Source organism: Arthrobacter sp. Bz4 (genome assembly GCF_003075455.1).
Classification (GTDB): Bacteria; Actinomycetota; Actinomycetes; order Actinomycetales; family Micrococcaceae; genus Arthrobacter_D.
Genome location: NZ_QDAE01000008.1, coordinates 68,104 through 88,408 on the forward strand (window position 1 = coordinate 68,104; position 20,305 = coordinate 88,408).

General features: G+C 62.6%; 13 protein-coding genes. 3 read left to right on the forward strand and 10 right to left on the reverse strand.

The genetic code is table 11. The annotated features are described in order from the left end of the window. The first annotated feature begins 74 nt into the window (after positions 1-74). Positions 75-1,130, forward strand: coding sequence for a UDP-N-acetylglucosamine 2-epimerase (non-hydrolyzing) (gene wecB, locus DDA93_RS08525; RefSeq protein ID WP_024475674.1), 1,056 nt, complete (start codon positions 75-77; stop codon positions 1,128-1,130). Here wecB and DDA93_RS08530 read toward each other — a convergent pair. The 5 genes from DDA93_RS08530 to DDA93_RS08550 are packed head-to-tail and all read right to left on the reverse strand — an operon-like array spanning position 1,116 to position 6,302. Then, positions 1,116-2,264, reverse strand: a complete 1,149-nt coding sequence (locus DDA93_RS08530; protein WP_024475675.1) for a glycosyltransferase family 4 protein — start codon at positions 2,262-2,264, stop codon at positions 1,116-1,118. The genes wecB and DDA93_RS08530 overlap by 15 nt on opposite strands. Next, positions 2,261-3,253, reverse strand: coding sequence for a Gfo/Idh/MocA family oxidoreductase (locus DDA93_RS08535; RefSeq protein ID WP_024475676.1), 993 nt, complete (start codon positions 3,251-3,253; stop codon positions 2,261-2,263). Before DDA93_RS08535 ends, DDA93_RS08530 begins: the two co-directional genes overlap by 4 nt. A gap of 2 nt (positions 3,254-3,255) precedes the next feature. Then, positions 3,256-4,356, reverse strand: a complete 1,101-nt coding sequence (locus DDA93_RS08540) for a DegT/DnrJ/EryC1/StrS family aminotransferase (protein WP_024475677.1) — start codon at positions 4,354-4,356, stop codon at positions 3,256-3,258. Beyond that, positions 4,353-4,973, reverse strand: coding sequence for an acyltransferase (locus DDA93_RS08545; protein ID WP_116778503.1), 621 nt, complete (start codon positions 4,971-4,973; stop codon positions 4,353-4,355). Before DDA93_RS08545 ends, DDA93_RS08540 begins: the two co-directional genes overlap by 4 nt. 39 nt (positions 4,974-5,012) lie before the next feature. Beyond that, positions 5,013-6,302 carry a nucleotide sugar dehydrogenase gene (locus tag DDA93_RS08550; RefSeq protein ID WP_116778504.1) on the reverse strand — a complete coding sequence of 430 codons (1,290 nt, stop codon included), beginning with the start codon at positions 6,300-6,302 and terminating at the stop codon, positions 5,013-5,015. A gap of 191 nt (positions 6,303-6,493) precedes the next feature. Between DDA93_RS08550 and DDA93_RS08555 the strand changes: the two genes are divergently transcribed. Further along, entirely contained in the window at positions 6,494-10,465 is a 3,972-nt protein-coding gene (locus tag DDA93_RS08555; RefSeq protein WP_116778505.1) for an FtsK/SpoIIIE domain-containing protein, read from the forward strand. Here the strand turns inward: DDA93_RS08555 and DDA93_RS08560 are convergent. Continuing rightward, complete coding sequence (locus DDA93_RS08560; protein ID WP_024475680.1) at positions 10,462-10,902, reverse strand: membrane protein; 441 nt, start codon at positions 10,900-10,902, stop codon at positions 10,462-10,464. The genes DDA93_RS08555 and DDA93_RS08560 overlap by 4 nt on opposite strands. A 423-nt stretch (positions 10,903-11,325) precedes the next feature. Between DDA93_RS08560 and DDA93_RS08565 the strand changes: the two genes are divergently transcribed. Continuing rightward, positions 11,326-11,574, forward strand: coding sequence for a WhiB family transcriptional regulator (locus tag DDA93_RS08565; RefSeq protein ID WP_019483052.1), 249 nt, complete (start codon positions 11,326-11,328; stop codon positions 11,572-11,574). A 175-nt stretch (positions 11,575-11,749) separates the two neighbouring features. Here the strand turns inward: DDA93_RS08565 and DDA93_RS08570 are convergent, their stop codons facing one another. The 4 genes from DDA93_RS08570 to DDA93_RS08585 are packed head-to-tail and all read right to left on the reverse strand — an operon-like array spanning position 11,750 to position 20,137. After that, entirely contained in the window at positions 11,750-13,225 is a 1,476-nt protein-coding gene (locus tag DDA93_RS08570) for a PAS domain-containing sensor histidine kinase (RefSeq protein WP_019481726.1), read from the reverse strand. A gap of 13 nt (positions 13,226-13,238) precedes the next feature. After that, complete coding sequence (locus DDA93_RS08575) at positions 13,239-18,083, reverse strand: NAD-glutamate dehydrogenase (protein WP_116778506.1); 4,845 nt, start codon at positions 18,081-18,083, stop codon at positions 13,239-13,241. Positions 18,084-18,107: 24 nt separating this feature from the next. Next, positions 18,108-19,469 carry a P-loop NTPase gene (locus DDA93_RS08580; RefSeq protein ID WP_347693300.1) on the reverse strand — a complete coding sequence of 454 codons (1,362 nt, stop codon included), beginning with the start codon at positions 19,467-19,469 and terminating at the stop codon, positions 18,108-18,110. Between the two features lie 8 nt (positions 19,470-19,477). Continuing rightward, complete coding sequence (locus tag DDA93_RS08585) at positions 19,478-20,137, reverse strand: hypothetical protein (protein WP_051317679.1); 660 nt, start codon at positions 20,135-20,137, stop codon at positions 19,478-19,480. Positions 20,138-20,305 lie beyond the last annotated feature (168 nt).

The following is a 20,305-nucleotide window of genomic DNA, read 5'->3' on the forward strand; positions in this document are numbered from 1 at the left end:
GCCTGCACAAGATTACCGGAGAATCAGGTTGCGCCTTGTATTTGGGCCACTGGGCAACGGCTAAAGTGGAACCCATGCGTATCCTTAGCGTCGTTGGCGCACGCCCACAGTTCGTCAAGCTCGCCCCCATTGCCGCAGCAATGAAAGGCCAGGTTGAGCACATCATCGTTCATACTGGCCAGCACTACGACTCCCTGATGTCGGATGTGTTTTTTCAGGACCTGGCCATTCCCGCACCCGACTACAACCTGGGTGTGGGATCGGGCAAGCATGGCAAACAAACCGGAGCGATGCTCACCGGGCTTGAGGAGATTTTCGAGCAGGAACGCCCTGACATGGTGCTTGTCTATGGAGACACCAACTCAACTCTCGCAGCAGCCCTCGCGGCTGTGAAGCTGCACATTCCGGTGGCACATCTTGAGGCGGGTCTCCGCTCGTTTAACCGCCGAATGCCGGAGGAACACAACCGGGTGCTGACTGACCACGCCTCCGACCTCCTGCTGGCACCCACCGAAACAGCTATGGCCCATCTTGCCACTGAGGGATTGGCGTCGAAGAGCGTGCTCGTTGGCGATGTGATGACTGATGTCCTGTTCAAGACCCGTGATTCACTGGTGTCGCAGAACGAGCCGCTACCGACCGGGATGGTCAGTGGCGGTTACTACGTGAGCACCATTCACCGACCGGACAATACAGACGATCTTGGCCGACTCCAGCAGATCGTCACGTCCCTGTCTCAGCTCGACAAGCCGGTACTGCTGTTGGCTCACCCACGCCTGGTGGATCTCGCGGCGCGCCATGGCATCGAGCTGGAAACCGGATCCATCCGGGTGGGCCAGCCGCTAGCTTACCCCGGACTGATCAATGCGGTGATGAACAGTGCTGGCGTGATTACCGACTCGGGCGGCCTGCAGAAGGAAGCCTTCCTGCTACGGGTGCCGTGCACAACCATCCGTCCAGAGACTGAGTGGGTGGAGACAGTCGAGCTCGGCTGGAACGTGCTGGTGTCCGACGATCTGAGCGTCCTGGCAGAGACGGTACAGCGCCCTCAGCCGTCCCCGACCTCTGCCGCACCTTACGGCGAAGGCGACGCAGCACTTGAGGTAGTGCGCGCCCTACTGGTCAGGTAGCTGACGCAAGACCACTGCCGCTGCGCGTTGACCTGTGAGGCGCAGCGAGGCATTGTCTTCGACCCACGCTGAGCGCACTGCCCTGCCGTCATCGCTCTGACGGAGCACGCGGATCATCTTCTCGGCGACTGCTTCAGCAGAAAAATCCGAGGCGAGCCCGAGCCCGTTGTCGGCTACCATGCTTGCGCAGTCACCCCCGCCGGCGAAGATCACGGGTGTTCCGCAGGCTGCCGCCGCATAGATCTTGGTAGGTTTGGCGAAGTCATATCCTTGGTCCGGCACGATACTGACCACTGCGGCTGTCGCACCGCGGATCCATCGCGCGGCCTCCGCAGGCTGAACCACTCCCCCGAAGGTAACCCTGCCGGGCGCGACGTCGTCCGCTAGCTGGCGTAGTTCGGTCTCGGCAGATCCTTGACCAAAGAAGTGAAGCTGAACTGCAGGGAATTCCTTGGCGACCAGCGCAATCGCTTCGATAAAGATGCCGGCACCCTGCCATTCCGACATCGTTCCGGTGTAGACGAAGTATGGGTATTCGACCGGGGCTGAATCACCGTCGCGGGTGAATACTGTCGTATCTACCCCGTTGTTGACAACTGTCAGACGCTGCGGATCCACTTCGAAGGCAGCAATCTGGTCGGCTACCCCGTCGGAGATGGCGATCACGGTGCTGGCTTTCCGCAGGGCGTGCCCTTCCAGGAACCGCATACAACCAATCACCCACCGGGGCGCCTGGATTGCGACGAGGGCATCCGTCCAGACGTCGGCCGCATAGTAAACATAAGGCCGACGGCGCAGCACCGAGCTAAGCGCTACCATCACACCTGTGGTGGGGGGCGGCTCCGAGACGACGACGTCGGCCCTCGACAGCAGGAGCCTAAAGAACAGAGGAACGTCGAAGGACATGTACTGCACATAGCCCCGGACGTTGCCGCCAGCGTCGCGTAGCACCGGCCACCGTGAAACGTCGGGGCGCCGTGCGGTGCCCGGTGTCTCTTTCGGCGGCTGGGTCGTCAGCACGCGGACTGATGCTCCGGCCTCGCGCAGGCCGCTGACAAGAGCCTCAAGACGGAAGGCTGCGGCACCTACCTCGGGGGGATACAGGCGGGTGGCTACCAAAACCCTCGGCTTCACGCAGTGAGGCTTATCATGGACATTTTAGTGGCCGATTCGATGATGGCCTCTGCTACACGGAGGGTGTTGAGTCCTTCGCGCATGGTGACGATGTTGTTGGAGGTGCCCAGCACGGCGTCCCTGAAGGCCTCGTGTTCGGATCTGAGGGGTTCGCGTTTGGTCAGGGCGAGGCGGGTGATGTTGCCTTCGGAGACTCCCCTGAAGTTGGAGACGGCTTCCCATTCGGTGTTGATGGTGCCGTTTTCGAAGAACGTCAGGTCGGCGGTGAGGGTATCAGCGACGAACGCTCCCTTTTCCCCCGTGACCACGGTGAGGCGTTCCTTCATCGGGGAGAGCCAGTTCACCAGGTGGGAGGTGATCACGCCGTTTTCCAGCTGGCACGACGCGGTGACCATGTCCTCGTGCGGGCGACCGGATCGGGTGCTGGTCAGCGCGGAGACTGATGCGAAGGGTGACTGCGCGAGCCAGGCGGTCAGATCAATGTCGTGGGTGCCGAGGTCCTTCACGACGCCGACATCGGCGATGCGGGACGGGAACGGGCCCTGACGGCGGGTGGCGATCTGGTAGACCTCCCCCAGGTCGCCGTTCTCAATCCTGGCCCGCAGTGACTGCAATGCAGGGTTGAACCGCTCGATGTGGCCGACCGCTCCGACCAGATTGCGCTCTTCAAACGCGTCCACGAGGCGTTGCCCGCCGTCGATGGTCGACGCGATGGGCTTCTCCACCATGGTGTGGATGCCCGCGGCCGCCAACGCCAACCCGACTTCCTCATGGAGACCAGTCGGGACCGCGCACACAGCCATGTCGATGCCCTGGTTGATGAGCGCTTCGACCGAACCGCAGACCGGCAGGGACCCGGCGACACCGTGCGGGTCACCGAACGCATCAGCGACAGCGACGAGTTCGAGGCCCTCAACTTCCCGGATCACCCGGGCGTGATGGCGTCCCATCATGCCGAGCCCGATCAAACCGACTTTCAGATCAACCATGCTCAGGCTCCTGCCGTGGTCAACGCGTTGACCGCTTCAACGATGCGTTCCAGGTCTTCCTGGTCCAGCGACGGGTGCACCGGCAGGGATAGCACTTCCTGGGCCGCGATCTCCGTGTTGGGCAGGTCCTCTTCACGCATGAAGGACGGCAGACGGTGGTTCGGGATCGGGTAATACACTCCCGAACCGATCTGGTAGTCCTCCTTCAACGCGGAGGCGAGCTTGTCCCGGGCAGCAGCGCCGCCATCGACCCGCACCGTGTACTGGTGGTAGACGTGCTCGGCTCCCGGAGCCACGGCAGGGGTGCCGACCCCGGTGAGATTCGCATCCAGGAACGCGGCATTAGCTTTGCGCTGAGCCGTCCAACCCATCACCTTGGTCAACTGGACCCGCCCGATTGCAGCATGCAGGTTGGTCATCCGGGCGTTGAAGCCCACCAGCTCGTTCTCATACTGGCGTTCCATCCCCTGGTTACGCAGCAACCTCAGGTTCCGTTCGATGGTCGCGTCGCCGGTGGACACCATGCCACCCTCACCCGAGGTCATGTTTTTCGTCGGATACAGCGAGAACATCGCGAAGTCCCCGAACGTGCCCACTTTCCGGCCGTCCAAGCCGGCACCATGAGCCTGCGCCGCGTCTTCGAACAAGCCGATTGAATGCTTATCGGCCAGGGCCCGGAACTGAACGATATTTGCGGGGTGCCCGTACAGGTGCACCGGCATGATGCCCTTGGTGCGGTCGGTGATCAACGACTCCACGTGGGCAATGTCCAGGCAGTAATGATCCAGTTCAATATCAGCGAAGACCGGTGTCGCACCGGTCAGGGCCACCGAGTTGGCGGTCGCGGCGAATGTGAAGGACGGCACAATCACCTCATCCCCAGGGCCCACCCCCGCAGCCAACAATCCCAGGTGCAGCCCGGACGTCCCGGAATTCACTGCCACAGCCGCCCGACCGTCTAACAGGACGTCGGAGAACTCGGTCTCGAAGGACGCCACCTCGGCGCCCTGCGCGAGCATCCCTGAAAGCAGTACGGCATCCACCGCTGCCCGCTCGTCGTCCCCTACAATCGGCTTCGCTGCCGGAATGAACCCTTTACTCATGCCTCTACCCCTACTGGTTTCAGTATTGAACTCGCTGTTGAACCCACTGCTGCTGTGGTTTCTTCGTACTTTTCTCCGGTGGCCGGGCACACCCAGGTACCCGCCTCGTTGCGCAGCGGGTGGCCGGCCTTACCGACCCAGCCGACCCGTTTCGCCGGGACCCCCACCATCAGGGCATATGCCGGAACATCCTTGGTCACGACGGCGCCTGCGGCCACAGTGGCCCACTCACCGATCGTCACCGGTGCCACACAGACGGCGCGGGCGCCAATCGACGCGCCGTCGCCGATGGTGACGCCGACCGGTGTCCAGTCGTGGGCGCTCTTGAGTTCACCATCCGGTGACACCGACCGCGGATATGTGTCATTGGTCAGCACCACCGCCGGGCCGATGAACACCCCATGACCCAACGACGCCGGCTCGTAGACGAGCGCGTAGTTCTGGATTTTCGAATTCGCGCCAACCTGGACACCGGTTCCGATATACGCGCCCCGGCCCACGATGCAGTTCTCCCCCAGGACCGCGTCCTCACGTACCTGCGCCAGGTGCCACACCTTGGTGCCCTCACCCAGGGTGGCCTGGGCGGACACATCAGCGCCGTCAGCTATGAAACTCATCGAGTCCTTCTTCCGTTATGAAGCGCGTGTCGCAAAGGATCAGGCCTTGCCGATGACCCGGTACAGCACACCGTCCCAGTGCTCAGCCGAACTCACCCGACGCCCATCAATGAATGCCTTCACCCCAGGAAGATCAGCCGGGCCCAACGACGCATACGACTTGTGGTTGGCTTGCACCACGGCGGCATCGATCGGCTCACCCAGGTGGTACGCCTCGAAACCCAGACGCTGAAGTTCCTCATCCGTGTACATCGGATCATGCACCAACGCGGTAGCTCCACGGGCCTTGAGCGCATCAACGGCAGCGAACACCCCGGAAAACGCTGTCTCCTTCACTTCACCGCGGTACGCGGCGCCAAGCACCACCACCCGTGCACCCTGAAGGTCGCCATACGCGCCTTCCAGAAGCCCAATCGTGTAATCCGGCATACCAGCATTAGCCTCACGCGCGGCACGGACCACCGTCGCGTCAGGGTCATTCCACAGATACAACCGCGGATACACCGGAATGCAGTGACCGCCCACCGCGATACCTGGCTGATGGATGTGGCTATACGGCTGCGAGTTCGACGCATCGATCACCTGATAAATATCAATCCCGGTCGTCGCCGCGAACCGGGCAAACTGATTGGCCAACCCGATATTCACATCCCGGTACGTGGTCTCAGCCAGCTTCGACAGCTCCGACGCTTCAGCGGAACCCAAATCCCAGACGCCATTCCCCCGAGGCAGATCGGGACGGTCATCAAAGTCAAGGACAGCCTCATAAAACTCAACAGCCGTCGCCGCGCCGGCCGGGGACAACCCACCCACCAGCTTCGGGTACTTCCTCAAATCCTCGAACACCCGACCGGTCAGCACCCGCTCTGGGGAGAACACCAAATGGAAATCCACGCCCTCGACCAAACCTGAACCAGCCTCAAGCATCGGCTTCCACCGCGTCCGGGTCGTACCCACCGGAAGAGTCGTCTCAAACGACACCAACGTGCCAGGCGTCAAATGCTTCGCCAGCTCAGTCGTCGCCGCATCCATCCAACCGAAATCAGGCTTCGCATCCTCATCAACGAACAACGGGACCACCAACACCACAGCATCAGCACCAGGCACCGCATCCGCGTAATCAGTGGTAGCCCGCAACTTCCCCGTCGGAACCAGCTCCGAAAGCTTCTCCTGCAAATGGGCTTCGCCCGGGAACGGCTCAACCGCCTGGTTCACCAACCCAACTACCTGAGCGTTCACATCCACGCCGACCACCTCGTGGCCCTTGGACGCGAACTGCACGGCGAGCGGAAGCCCGATTTTCCCAAGCGCAATAACAGCAATCTTCACGAAACAATGACCTTCTCTAGTGGCAGGTAAAGAACATGTCCAGCCGGACCCAGTAGTCAAGCCTATAGGCACACAGGGAAAAACGCCTGATCTGCGTTTGTCCACTTTTCGCCTCGTCAGGCCGCCCGGCCTGCCCTGGGCCGATAGCGTCGGTGACAGAAATCGTTGGATTCCGCCGAAGGTCCGGGCCTATGCTGCTTCACCTCACACTGGTTTGGGCGCCCTGCCCTTCGGCGCCGCCACAGGGCAGGACGATTGAGCTGGTCGTTGACACCTCGCTGATTAGGTCGGCCCTGGCGCTCCGAGATGCTCTGTTCGCTGGTTACAACACTGGTGCGTGCACCGTCGCGGGTCAGCCGCTGGAGGATCTGAGTCTCGGCGTGGCACCCCTGGTGACTGGGGCGGTGGTCGTGGCAGGCGGCACGGCTCCCTGCCCGGACCGGCCCCGGGGCGGAACATTACCGCCACACCTGGTCTTTGTCGTCTGTTCCGGGCCGGATGCTGGCCAGCTGGTAGGGCTAACCCGCGGTACGTACTCGGTCGGACGCTCGGGAACTGACATTGTCCTTGACGATCCTGAAGTGTCGCGGGTCCACGCGCTGCTGACCGTCGAACGGAATCGTGTCCTGCTGCGGGACGTCTCCTCAGGCAATGGGACCTGGGTTGATGATTCGCTGGTAAGTGAAGCTACTGTCTCGGTCACATCCAGGATCAGACTAGGGGGTAGCCGTTGCCGTCTCTCACTGGTAGATCAGCCCCCGCCGGGCGAGCCGGTTCCCCATCTTTCAGAGCCCCTCGAGGTAGCGCGCCCGAGCTCTGTCACCGCAAACCCGGCGATGGTGGCTGCCGCCCTCGTTCCGCTCACTCTGGGAATCGGTCTGGCGCTGACCACCGGGATGTGGCTTTTTCTGGGCTTCAGCGTGTTATCAGCCGGGTTCGGCTTGGCTCCGCTGGTGGCGCGCCGCCGTGGACGCCGTGGTTTCGCTGCCGCCCTCGCCCGGGCAGCCGAGGAGGACCGAGATCGACGACGGGCCGTGTGCGACGTCGGCCGGCTGGCCTTACAGGCCGTCGCATCAACCTGTGCCGATCAGGCAGTACGCCGCGGAATGGACGGAATCCCGGTTTTCGTCAGGATTGGGGAGGGAACCCAGCACGCGAACCTGGTGGTCAAGCCGACAGGCGGATTTTGGGCTCCTCCGCTTTTGACTGATGTTCCGTTGGTTATTGAACTAGCTTCGAATGGAACAGTATTTCCTGTGCCGGAGATCAGCATTTCGGGGTCCGGACTCCACCTGCTGGGACTGGCTCGATCTCTGCTGCTTCAGCTAAGCCATTCGCCCGGTGCCGCGATCTGTGTTGGAACCGACGTTGAACTGCCGGTGGACGCACGCTTTCTCCCTGGGATTGTGCTGGCTGATACGGACACGGCGCTCGCCGAACTTTCCCGGGCCGAATTCCCGGTACCGGTGTTGTTGTTCGGATCGAGCGCCCTCTGGAATCCGCCGAGGGGACGGTTGGCTGCGATTTTCAGGTTTGGGGTCGGCCCTGGGGAGGAGTTACCCCCGGGGCCGGACGGGTCTGGGATGCGCATTGATCTTCGCGGCGGTCAAGCCGATCTGCTGGCCGAAGGATATCCGAGCAGTTTCCGCCCGGACCTGGTGGGTAACCGGTCGTTCGGCAGGCTTGCCCGCGCGCGGGCGATTCGGGGGTTCGCTGATTGTCCTGCGGCAGTGGCTGGTATCAGCCAAGAGTTCCCAATCCCGTTTGGCCGGACCAGCCTCGCCCTTCTCGTACCGACCGCACCTGAGCAGGTGATCCGCACCTGGGCCAGGCCCGGGCCGGGCCTCGCCGCACCGATTGGCCCCAGCGCTGCGGGCGCACTGATCTTTGACCTGGTCTCGGACGGACCACACTTGCTCATTGCGGGGACTACTGGGTCGGGAAAATCAGAGCTCCTCAGATCCCTGGTTCTTTCCATTGCGCTCCACCACAGTCCCAGTGACGTGAACTTTCTCTTCATTGACTTCAAGGGTGGTGCCGCGCTGCGGATACTCTCCGACCTGCCGCATGCCGTGGGCCTGCTGACCGATCTGTCGGCGGCCGCAGTGGCGCGGGCCCTCAAGTCCTTGCTGGCAGAGATCAGGCGACGGGAGCAACTCTTCGCACGGTATCTCGTCGGTGATATCCGCGAGTGGCCGGACCCCGACAGACCAGTGCTCCCCCGCCTGGTTCTGGTCATCGATGAGTTTCGAATGCTCGTGGAAGATGTTCCCGGTGCGATGGGGGATTTGATGCGCGTTGCCACCCTCGGGCGGTCGCTGGGCATTCACCTGATCATGGCAACCCAACGCCCTCAAGGTGCCCTGTCGCCGGATATCAGGGCCAACGTGACCGCCACCATGGCGCTCCGGGTCGGATCAGCGCTTGAGTCTCACGATCTCATCGGATCCACGGCGGCAGCCACCATCCCAGTGGATGCACCCGGACGAGCCCTTCTAAAAGTGGGATCCGGGAACCCGATCGAATTTCAGACTGCATCAACAGGAGCGCCCGGAAACGAGGGTGCGACCGGCGCTGGAGTTGTCGCCCTGGCCAGCTACCTCCGGCAGCCAGAGGCCGCAAGCCCCACCCCGGTGCAGGGCCAGCGGACGGTGATTCCCACACCCATAGCTCCCGAGCTGGCCACACGGCTGGTGACTGTGCTGGCTGCTGCCACGGCCATGAAACCGGGCGCTCCGCTGCACTATCCGGTCCTGCCAGAGCTACCCGCAATAGTGCCACCACTTCCCGACCCGTCCAGCCCCCCGGGCACCGTCCCGTTGGGGTTGCTCGATCTACCGGAGCAGCAGTCCCAACGTCAACTCCTGTGGTCCCCTGTTGAGCAATCACATCTCGCACTGGTCGGCTGCCCGCCTGGCGGGACCACCGATGCCCTGGTACACCTCGTGGATCAGCTGGTGCACCGGGTACCGGATCATCACCTGTATCTTCTGGACGGCGATGGGAGCCTCGGGTGGGCGGCCCCGGCGCCCCAGGTAGGCGCGTATGTCGGCCCGCAGGAGCTCAAGCGAGCTGCACGCGTTCTGAAGCTGATATCCGAGCAGGTCATCACCCGGCTTTCGCGTTCCCCCGGATCCGACGACGGCGCTCCCCCCAACCCTGGGCTGGTTGTGGTGATTTCCGGGTGGGGCCGCTGGGCGGGAGCGCTCCGAAACAGTCGGTGGGCTTGGGCCGAAGGACTTCTGCAGGACATTGCCCGGGACGGTCTCGCTGCTGGCACCACCCTGGTTGCTGCCGGCGGACGTGAGCTGACAAACTCCCAGTTTTTTACTCAAATTCCCAATCGATTGTATTTTCCTCTGGGCGCGGGCCGAGAAACGATTCTGACGTGGCCAGCCCATTCGCCAACGGAAGATCTACCCGGGCGCTGCCTGGCTCAGGGGCCGATCGGGACCACAGCGGGCGCCCTGGGACAGGTGGCCCTCGGACGAATAACCGGACCCACCGTCAACCCTGCCACCGGGCCACAGCCGACGACGCAGCCCTTCCGGGTGCTGCCCATTCCCTCGGTAGTCCGCGCGTCCGGCGACCTGTTCAGGGCCCCGGTTGGGGGTCCGCTGCGCATACCAATCGGCGTCGGCGGCGACGAGCTGCGAGTGGTTTACCTTGAGCCGACGAGGGGTTCGGTGTTCCTTGTCCTGGGCAGCGCAGGTTCGGGGCGCACCACCCTCCTCCAGCGCATCGCGGCGTCGGTACCCACCGGCACGGTATGTCTGGGCCCGGGCTCGCAGGCCGAGCCGGACTCCTTCTGGAGGGACCTGGCCCTGGCCCACCGTGCCGGTGATGAGCCACCCGATGCTCTTCTCCTGATTGATGACGCCGATCGGCTCGCACCCGAGACGCACCGCCATCTCGCTGTGCTGGTCGCGGCGGGCTATCGGCTCATTCTTACGGCCCTGAACAGCCCTGCGGTCACCAGAATCCCGTTGGCAGCCCAGGCACGATCGACACGGGCGGGAATGGTCCTTTCCCCCCGTCAACCATCTGATGGAGATTTTTTCGGCGTACGACTGGACTGTGATGATTGCCCCACCCCGGGGCGTGGGTTTCAGCTGGGCCACGGTGACCCACTTGAGGTCCAGGTTGCGCTCCCCCCTGGTTAAAGGACCTTGGGGCTGTCTGCCGTACGCGTGGTGTGGGCGACAACTGGTTTGGTGAACAGGAGCAGCACGACGGCCGCCGCCGGTAGCAACAGGGCCACACCCACAATCACGACGCCGGCTGACAGCGTGGGTATGGCGATCACGATCATGAAGAGTTGGAACACCAGCGCAGCGGATCTAGTCCAGCGGTACCCGCGGAGGAGGTTGTAGCTGACCGCAAGTAGCCAGATCGCGAGCACCACGAGGAATACCATGGTGAAGACTGCCCCGCCGAGCGAGGTGGGTGTGCTGGTGAGGAGCCCGTACAGGTACCACCCAGCGGCGGCGAGCAGTCCGAGCGCCTCCACCAACAGAATCGCAGCAATAACTTTAGCTCCGGCCGGACGAGCACCGGCGGGAAGAGGTTCGGGTGTTGCCTCGCCAGTTGCGCCCGCCATCAGCGTGTCACCCGAGGGAAAGTCGTTCGTTTTAGCTGCAATTTCCGCATAAACGTATCCATATCATCTAGTCAATCGCCATGACGATTTCTGCACCCTAATTCTTTGGTCTAGCCGTCGAGGCTTGTGGTTTCTCAAGCCTAGTCATGATGATCCTGCCGAGCATCCGAGGTCTTGACACGGAGGCGGCCACCCGACATAGTCGAATCAAAGCGACGCATTGATTTCCGTGCCAGCTGCTAATGGCTGTGATGTATAACTCACCACATTGCACAATTTACCGCTTGTTTCCTCTTGTTTGCTTCGATTTAACGTGACAGCCTTGAGGAAGAAGCAACCGGGGGCCGTACTGGCCCCTTTACTATGTGGCCATTCGTGAATGTTTTCACAAACACGGATCGCCGAAGGAGAAAGTGATCGTACATGGATTGGCGTAGCCGCGCTGCATGTCTGGACAAGGACCCGGAGCTGTTCTTCCCGGTCGGAAATACTGGGCCTGCCCTTCTTCAGATCGAAGAAGCCAAAAGCGTTTGCCGTCGTTGTCAGGTGGTTGACACCTGCCTTCAGTGGGCTATCGAATCGGGACAGGATGCCGGTGTTTGGGGTGGACTGAGTGAAGATGAGCGCCGCGCTCTCAAACGTCGCGCCGCCCGGGCTCGTCGCGCGTCCTAACTGCCGTCGGGGCCACGAACGCTGACCAGCATTAGGTAATAGGAACGGATCGCCACCCCCGGGGGTGGCGATCCGTTCCTGTTACCTAATGCTGTGGAAAATCACCGCTGTGGAAAATCACCGCTGTAGAGAATCACCGCTGTGATGGACTGACTGCTGCTATGAGCGACTGCTGTCATGAGCGGTTGTCATGCAATCCCAGCTCAATAGACACGGCTGTCCCGCCGCCCTCCCGTGGCGCCCACTCGATGGTGCCATCCAACTCGCTGGTGACCAAGGTCCTGACGATTTGAAGGCCAAGGCCCTCCTTGTGGTTTTCGTAGGGCAGGCCGATCCCGTCGTCGGCGACCGTGACGTTCAGGATTTCGTCGCCGTCGCTGCCCGTCCGTCGATTGGCGAGAAGCCACACCGTACCGGTTCGTTCCGCGAGCCCATGCTCCACCGCATTGGTGACCAGTTCATTGATCACCAGGGCCAACGGCGTGGCGAAATCACTGGGCAGTTCGCCGAATGACCCGGCGCGTTCGGTACGCACTACGTGGGCGGGGGACGCTACTTCAGCCGACAGCCGGAATTGCCGTGCGATCAGCTCGTCGAAGTCGACGCTCTGGGATAGTCCCTGCGAAAGGGTCTCGTGCACCAGGGCGATAGTCCCTACCCGGCGCATCGCCTGCTCCAGCCCCTGCTTGGCTTCGTCGCTCACCATGCGCCGGGATTGCATCCGCAGCAATGCGGCAACGGTCTGCAGGTTGTTCTTCACCCGGTGGTGGATTTCCCGGATGGTGGCGTCTTTGGAAACCAGCTCCATCTCCCTGCGGCGCAGCTCAGAGACATCCCGACACAGCACCAAAGCGCCGAACCGGTCCTTCTCGTCGCGCAGGGGAATGGCCCGCAGCGACAGGCTCACACCACGTGATTCGATTTCCGTCCGCCAGGGCATCCTGCCAGTAACCACCAGCGGGAGGGTTTCATCGACCATGCGCCGGTCGGTGAGGAGCGAGGTGACTATCTCCGCTAAAGACCTGCCTTCCAGTGTCTCAACATCGCCGAGCCTCCTGAATGCCGAGACGCCGTTCGGGCTCGCATACTGAATAACTCCTTCGACGTCCAGCCGAATCAACCCATCGCCAACGCGTGGGGCTCCGCGCCGGGAACCGGTGGGGGTTGCGAAATCCGGCCACAGCCCGAGCGTGCCCATCCGGAGGAGATCGTGAGCGCATTGGCGGTAAGTCAGTTCAAGCCGCGAAGGCATTCGGGAACTGGAGAGGTCCATATGTGTGGTGACCACCGCGAGGGTCCGACCGTTCCGCACCATCGGCACCGCTTCGACCCGCATAGCCATTTCGGTGGTCCAGTTCGTATCCCCGGACCGTTCCATCTTTTGGCTCATCCACGCTTTGTCGACCAGCGGAAGCAGATCGGCCCGGATCCGCTCCCCCACGAAGTCCGTGTGAAAGACGGTGTGGGAGGTGGACGGCCTCACATGGGCCAACGCTACGTACCCACCGTCGTCCAGGGGAAACCAGAGCGCAAGGTCGGCGAAGGCTAGATCAGCAACCATCTGCCAATCCCCGACCAGAAGATGCAACCATTCCGCATCGCCTGGTCCGAAATGCGCGTACTCACGGATCGGATCAGTGAATATTGCCACGAGCTTTCCGGCCCTACCGTCGGACGATCGACCGGAGCAACCGGAGCGCAACCGACAGCGACGCCATGTCGTCGCGTTCGAGGCGGTTGATCTCGGCGAACATGTGTCGGGCGCGCTCAAGCATTTCGGCGTTCTGCTGTTCCCAGGCGACGAGCCGATCCCCTGCTTCTGCCCCCTCCATGCTCGACGAAGCCTTCATCACCGAGACGGTCATATCGGCAATCGCCGAGTACAGATCGTCCCGTAATGCTGCCCTGGCCAGTGCCTGCCACCTGTCCCTGCGCGGAAGGGTGGTAATCCGCTCCAACAGGTTGTCGACAGCAAACCTGTCGTAGACGGCGTAGTAGACCTGGGCAATGCGTTCGACTGGTTCGTCGATTTGCTGGGTGATCAGGGCGACATCGAGCAGACCGAAAGACTCGAACTGTTCGGCCCAGTGCCGGGCAATATCGTCCGGCAAACCCCACTCTTCTGCGCGGGCAAACCACTCGTTGACCCGCTCCTTGTCCCTCCCACGCACGTAGTCAACAAGATGGGTGCGCAGCGGGTCCATCAGCGGCTTGAATGTCTCGATGTCGTCGGCCACTGACGTGCCCTGCCCGACATTGTTGACGAACCACCTGACAGCCCGGTCGAGTAGCCGACGCATGTCCAGATGCACGGCTGACCATCGTTCGGTCGGGAAACTCGCCGGAAGTTCGCCCAGCGCGTCCACCAAAGCATCGAGGTCGTAGATTTCGCGCAGCGCAACGAATGCACGGGCAATCACCGGCCCCGACACCGAGGTCTCCTCCATCACCCGGAAAGCGAACGTGATACCGCCCAGGTTGATCATGTCGTTGGCGATCACCGTCGAGATAATCTCGCGCCGCAGCGGGTGAGTATCGAGCTGGCTGTCGAAGCGCTCTGCCAGCTGTTTGGGGAAGTACTCCCTCAGAGTGCTGCCGAACCACGGGTCGTCGGCCAGATCGCTATTGGTGAGGGCCTTGGTCAGTTCAATCTTGACGTAGGCTGCCAGCACCGACAGCTCGGGTGAGGTAAGCCCCTGTCCGCTCTCCACGCGGGTCCGCAGTTCCTGCGTGGTGGGCAGCGCTTCAAGTTCCCGGTTCAGGTCCGCGTTCGTCTCCAGCCAATCCATGAGGCGTTCAAAGCTGGGGCTCCATTCCAGAACACGCTGCCGATCGTTCAGGAGCAGAACGTTCTGGTCGATGTTGTCTTTCAGGACCAGCCGTCCTACCTCGTCAGTCATCGAGTGCAGGAATTCAGCGCGTTCCGCCGCGGGTAGCGCACCAGTCCGGACCATCCGGTCAACGAAGATCTTGATGTTGACCTCATGGTCCGAGCAATCGACGCCTGCCGAGTTATCGATCGCGTCGGTGTTGAGCACCACACCAGCCAGTGCAGCCTCGATGCGCCCCAGCTGGGTCATCCCAAGGTTTCCGCCCTCACCCACAACCCGGGCACGCAACTGGTTGCCATTGACGCGGATCGCGTCGTTGGCCTTGTCCCCGACTTCTGCATGGGTTTCGCTGGATGCCTTGACGTATGTGCCAATGCCGCCGTTGTACAGGAGATCCACCGGCGCACAGAGGATGGCACGGAGCAGCTCTGGCGGGCTCAGCGTGGTTACTGACTCATCCAGCCCAAGAGCCGCACGGACCTGGGCCGAGATGGGCACAGTCTTGGATTGCCGTGGGTAGATCCCACCGCCCTCGCTGATCAGTGCCGCGTCGTAGTCCTCCCAGCTTGACCGTGGGAGGTCAAACAGCCGACTCCGCTCGGCGAATGATGCTGCCGCGTCTGGGGTCGGGTCGAGGAAGATATGCCGGTGGTCAAACGCCGCAACGAGCCGAATGTGCTCGGACAGCAGCATGCCATTACCGAAGACGTCACCGCTCATGTCGCCGACGCCCACCACCGTAAACTCTTCGGCCTGGGTGTCGACGCCAAACTCGCTGAAGTGCCGTTTCACCGATTCCCACGCGCCGCGGGCCGTGATGCCCATCTGCTTGTGGTCGTAGCCGACCGACCCGCCTGAGGCGAAGGCGTCCCCTAACCAGAAACCATATTCGGCCGATAGCTCGTTGGCGATATCGGAGAACGCGGCTGTGCCCTTATCAGCTGCCACCACCAGGTAGCTGTCGTCGCTGTCATGCCTCACCACGCGGGGCGGAGGGACGACGGTTTCGCCGTCGTCGCCTGTCACCAGGTTATCGGTGATATCGAGCAATGCCCGGATGAAAGTGCGGTAGCTTGCCTGTCCTTCAGCCAGCCAGGCAGCACGATCCACCGCAGGATTGGGAAGCTGCTTCGCGAAGAAACCACCCTTGGCGCCAGTCGGAACGATCACCGCGTTCTTGACCGTCTGCGCCTTCACCAGACCGAGCACCTCGGTCCGGAAATCCTCGCGACGGTCAGACCAGCGCAACCCTCCGCGGGCGACCTTGCCGAACCGCAGATGGACACCTTCGACCTGCGGTGAGTACACCCAGATTTCGAACTTGGGCCGCGGGTGGGGTGCCCCGTCGATGGCCGAGGTGTCGAACTTGAAACTGACGTGGCGCTTGTCCTGGAAGTAATTGGTTCTCAGGGTTGCGCCGATCAGGTTTCCGAAGGTGCGCAGGACCCGGTCGGCGTCGAGCGTGGGAACCTGTTCCAGCCCGGACTCCAGGGTGGCCCGCGCACTGTCGGTGAGTGACTCCCGTTCGGCTTCGCTGAGGTCGGGGTCGAACCGCGCTTCGAAGAGCATCACCAGTGCGCGGCTGACCGCTGCGTTGGCGAGCAGGGTGTCCGCGACAAAACCGTAGGAGTTGGTGTTGCCCATCTGCCGCATGTACTTGGCATAGCTGCGCAGGATCACCACCTGACGCCAGTGGAGGTTTTCGCGAAGGACCAGCCGGTCGAACGGGTCAGACTCGGAAGACCCAGCCACAGCTGCGGCGAACGATTCCTCGAGCAGCCGGCCGGTGCGAACAGGATCAATGCCCGCCGGGTACTTCAGGCCCAGGTCATACAGGAAGAATTCCTTGCCGTCGGAGCGCTCAACCTCGAAGGGGCGTTCATCCAGCACCTCGAGTCCGAGGTTATGGAGGAACGGAAGGATCTGACTCAGGCTTTTGGGCTCCGTCAGGTAGAGCTTTAGTCGGGCGTCCTCCTCCAGCCGTTCGCCTGCTCCCTCGGGAACATACACGTGCATGACCGGCGCGGCTGGGGAGTTCTTCTCGCACCGTTCAAAACGTTCGATGTCCTGAAGGGCGTCCTCCACCTCGTAGTCGACCCGGTAGCTGGCCGGAAAAGCTTCAGCCCACAAACCCGAGACGTCCTCGGCAGTCCGCCGGTCGAACCGTCCACGGACCACCTCATCGATACCTTCGGACCAGGACCGGGCAGCACCCACCAGCCGTTGCTCAAGCGCTGCCGGTTCCACCGGTGCAACCTCAACGCCCCGCGGCAGCCTGATACGGAAGAACAGCCGCGCAAGGGCAGATTCGCTGATCCGCGCCTCGTAGTCGATGGATTCGGCTTTGAAAGTCTGTCGCAGTTCCTGCTCAATCCGCAGGCGCACCCCGGTGGTGTACCGGTCACGTGGCAGGAAGACCAGTGCCGACATGAATCGGCCGTAAATGTCTGGCCGCAGAAAGAGCCGTGTACGGCGACGTTCCTGGAGCTTCAGGATCCCCATCGCCGTCGTGATCAGGTCCTGGACCTCGATCTGGAAAAGCTCGTCGCGCGGGTAGGTCTCGAGAATGGACAGGAGATCCTTGCCCGAATGCGAGTCGGGTGGGAAGCCGCACTGCAACAGGACAGCATTGACTTTGTCACGCACAATCGGCACGCCGCGCACCGAGCCGGTGTACGCACTGGTCGCGAAGAGTCCGATGAACCGGCGTTCGCCGTTGACGTTCCCCTGCGCATCGAATCGTTTGACGCCAATGTAGTCGAGGTAGGCGGCACGGTGGACCGTCGAGCGGGAGTTCGCCTTGGTGATGACCAGGGCTCGCTTCTCCCTGGCCTTGGCTTTGCCGGCGCTGGTGAGTTGCTGGACCTGACGTCCGCCGACGGGGTGCCTCAACAGCCCCAGGCCGTTCCCGTCTGCGATCCGCAGAACGTCCTGGCCGTCGTCGTCGGTCAGGAGGTCATATTCCTTGAACCCCAGGAAGGTGAAGTTTCCGGCATCCAGCCAGGTAAGCAACTCCCGGGCCTGGTCAAGGTCGGGGATGTCGGCGCCACCTGGAACAGAGTCGAGGGACGCGGCGATCTCGCGGACCTTGCTGCGCATGGCGGGCCAGTCTTCTACCGCTGCGCGTACATCGCCGAGAACGTTGGTCAGCCCGGCAATGATTTTCTGGCGACGGTTGTCGTCGAGGATCCGGCCTACTTCGACGGCGATCCATGACTCGATGTGGGCTGCAACGTCGCCGTCGGCGATCAAGTGTGAGACGTTGGGCAGAGCTGCTGTATCACCGCTGGACACACCTGCCGAGGACGGTACCCGCTGCAATTTGTGCAGCGCAGCACTTGCCCGGTCCCGGGTGGCGATGAAGGTGGGGTGCATGACGAGCCGGATGGCCACCTGATGGCGCACCAGCTCGGCGGCCACCGAGTCAACCAGGAACGGCATATCATCGGTCACGATCATGATGACGCTGGCGTCGGACTGGTCGAAGATGTCTACCGCCGCTTCACCAACCTGGCGGTTTTCGGCGAGGCCACGGTGTCGCAGGGCGCGCTCTTTGAGCGCTTCAGCTGTGTGTGCCTTGGCGTCCTCTTCAGCGAGATGTTCATAGTAGTGACTGATGAACTCTCCGGTAGAAGTGTCGGAACTTGGCTGGTCCGTCATGCTGGATCCAGACGACATGAAAACGCCTCCATAAAACGAATATTAAAGGCCGCTCCGTTGCGGCCCGTTACCCATGAGCCTAACGCCGTTGCGGGAAAACTTCACTTCGTTGTGGCCTGCTCCAAATGGCCAGCGCCGCAGTTGTTCAATCGGTACACCGGCAAGCGCTGCGATCCCCTCGCGTAAGGGTGATCGGGGTGCAGATTCCAGCAACACTGAACCTCCCAGAAGCGCAGCGTCGACGGTGGTGAAGTCCGCTGGCAGGAAGGCTTCCACCTGCTGAGCTGGACCAAACCGGTCCCAGGCTTCGCGGAGCTGACGCTCCGGTCCCCGGCCGACGGCGGCCGCCCGAACCTTGTTCAGGACCACCCGTGGGACAGTTCCCGGCATGGAAGCTGTCAGGTCCGCGAGCGCACGGACCAGGCGTGGCAGCCCGACGGCGTCCGCCGCGCCCACGGCGAAGATCGTGTCGGCCGTTTCCAGGCAACAGAGCGTGGCCGCATTCCGGCGGGGTGCGACGGTGTCGAAACTCAACTCCTCATCAGTTTCAAGGCAGAACCCGCAATCGATAACCGTCACATCGGCAACTTCGCGAGCGAGCTCAAGCACCCGGGCCAGCGCCGCCGGCCGCAGTTCGGTCCAGCGGTCGGCCCGGGTAACGCCCGTCAGGACGCCAAGCCGAGAGCCCCGCACTGCTACCACCGTGATGGCCCGGCGGAGCCCTGCCCGGTCAAGCGACCCCTGATCCGCGAGCCGGCAGGCTTGCGCAATTCCTGCAGATTCGTCGAGGAGGCCCAGAGATGCAGCAACGCTGGCTCCATAGGTATCCGCATCGATCAGCAACACCGACCGTCCGTCAGCCGCGAGCTCGGCCGCAAGATTCACTGCCACCGTGGTGCGGCCGGGCGACCCCGCCGGCCCCCAGACCGCGAAAACCTCTCCGGTGCCGGTAGCCGTCACCTCCGCCGTGGGGAAGCCCTCGGGATCGACGTCGGAATCGAGCGCAGGCGTGGGATCGGTGTAGGACATCCCACCGGTCTGCAGGCTGCGGGAGCCACGCTGCTGATCACCGGCAGCCTCCACGGCTGCTTCAATTATTGATGCGAGGGTGACGGCAGCAACATCGCTTGTTGTGTGGCGAATGCCCAGCGCTTCGAGGCGGCTCCGGCTGTCGTCGTCGTCAGCCAGGGCGACGACGACGACGTCTGCGTTATCGAACCGATCGATCAGTGAAGAGGTCAGCTCCCCGGCGTCCGCAGACAGGATGACTGCGCGCGCAAGCCCGGTCTGGCATACCGCGATGACCTCCGCGAGGTTATTGCACCAACGGACCACCGTGACCGGGCCCCGCAGGTTCTCCAACCCGGTGACACACTCCCGGGCAGCGCTCCCGCCAGTAACCACCGGGAGATTCACGGCGAGCCGCCAGGGTTGAGGACGATGGCAATTCGCGCCTCGTTAAGCAGTGCGGCCAGCAGCTCAGGCAGTGTCTCGTCGCCTACGAGAACATGAACCAGGGTTGATCCGGTTCCCCCGCCGAGCGCTGACTCGGACACCGTCAACTCCGAGATTTCAGCAGCTTCCAGTAACTGGGTAGGGGGTTCCCAGGTGCCCCCCTCCCCCTCAAGCGACACCCAGACATCGACCCGTGACCCGGTGACGGTTCCGGCCGGCAGCGGATCGTCAATGGTCAGACCCACTGGTTTGCGGTCCAGCTCATCGGCGCTGCCCAGGGCGGCCCGCGGCACCAACTCACCCGCCCGCAGCAAGTGGGTGGCAACTGCATCTTCGGGGACCCCCTCATCGACCCCGAGATAGGCCAGCTGGAGATCATCCAACCGCACCGCAACAACTGTCAGGTCGGCGGAGGTTACCACCGCACCCACTGGTATATCCGCGCGGGCCGCGTAGACGCCGGTGGTTTGATCGGCGCTGCCCACCACGGCGGTAACAGCGGCGATGGACGCCAGCACAAGCAGGAGGCCTACCAGGAGCCGCGGATCCTTCCACGACGGCTTCCTCAACCGGACCGGGGGCTTATCTCGTTCCGGGGTAACTGCCAATAGGCTCACGATGGCCTCCTACAGACTCCGGCCGCCCAACCGTCCAGCCCCCGGATATTTTTGACCTGATCCAGCAATTCTCGTGGACGACTGCCGCAAAATAAATCCTTTGGAGCCAAATGCTTCCAAACTGTGGATAATCCGGTGAAATCGCGGGTGGTGATGGCAAGATTGGAA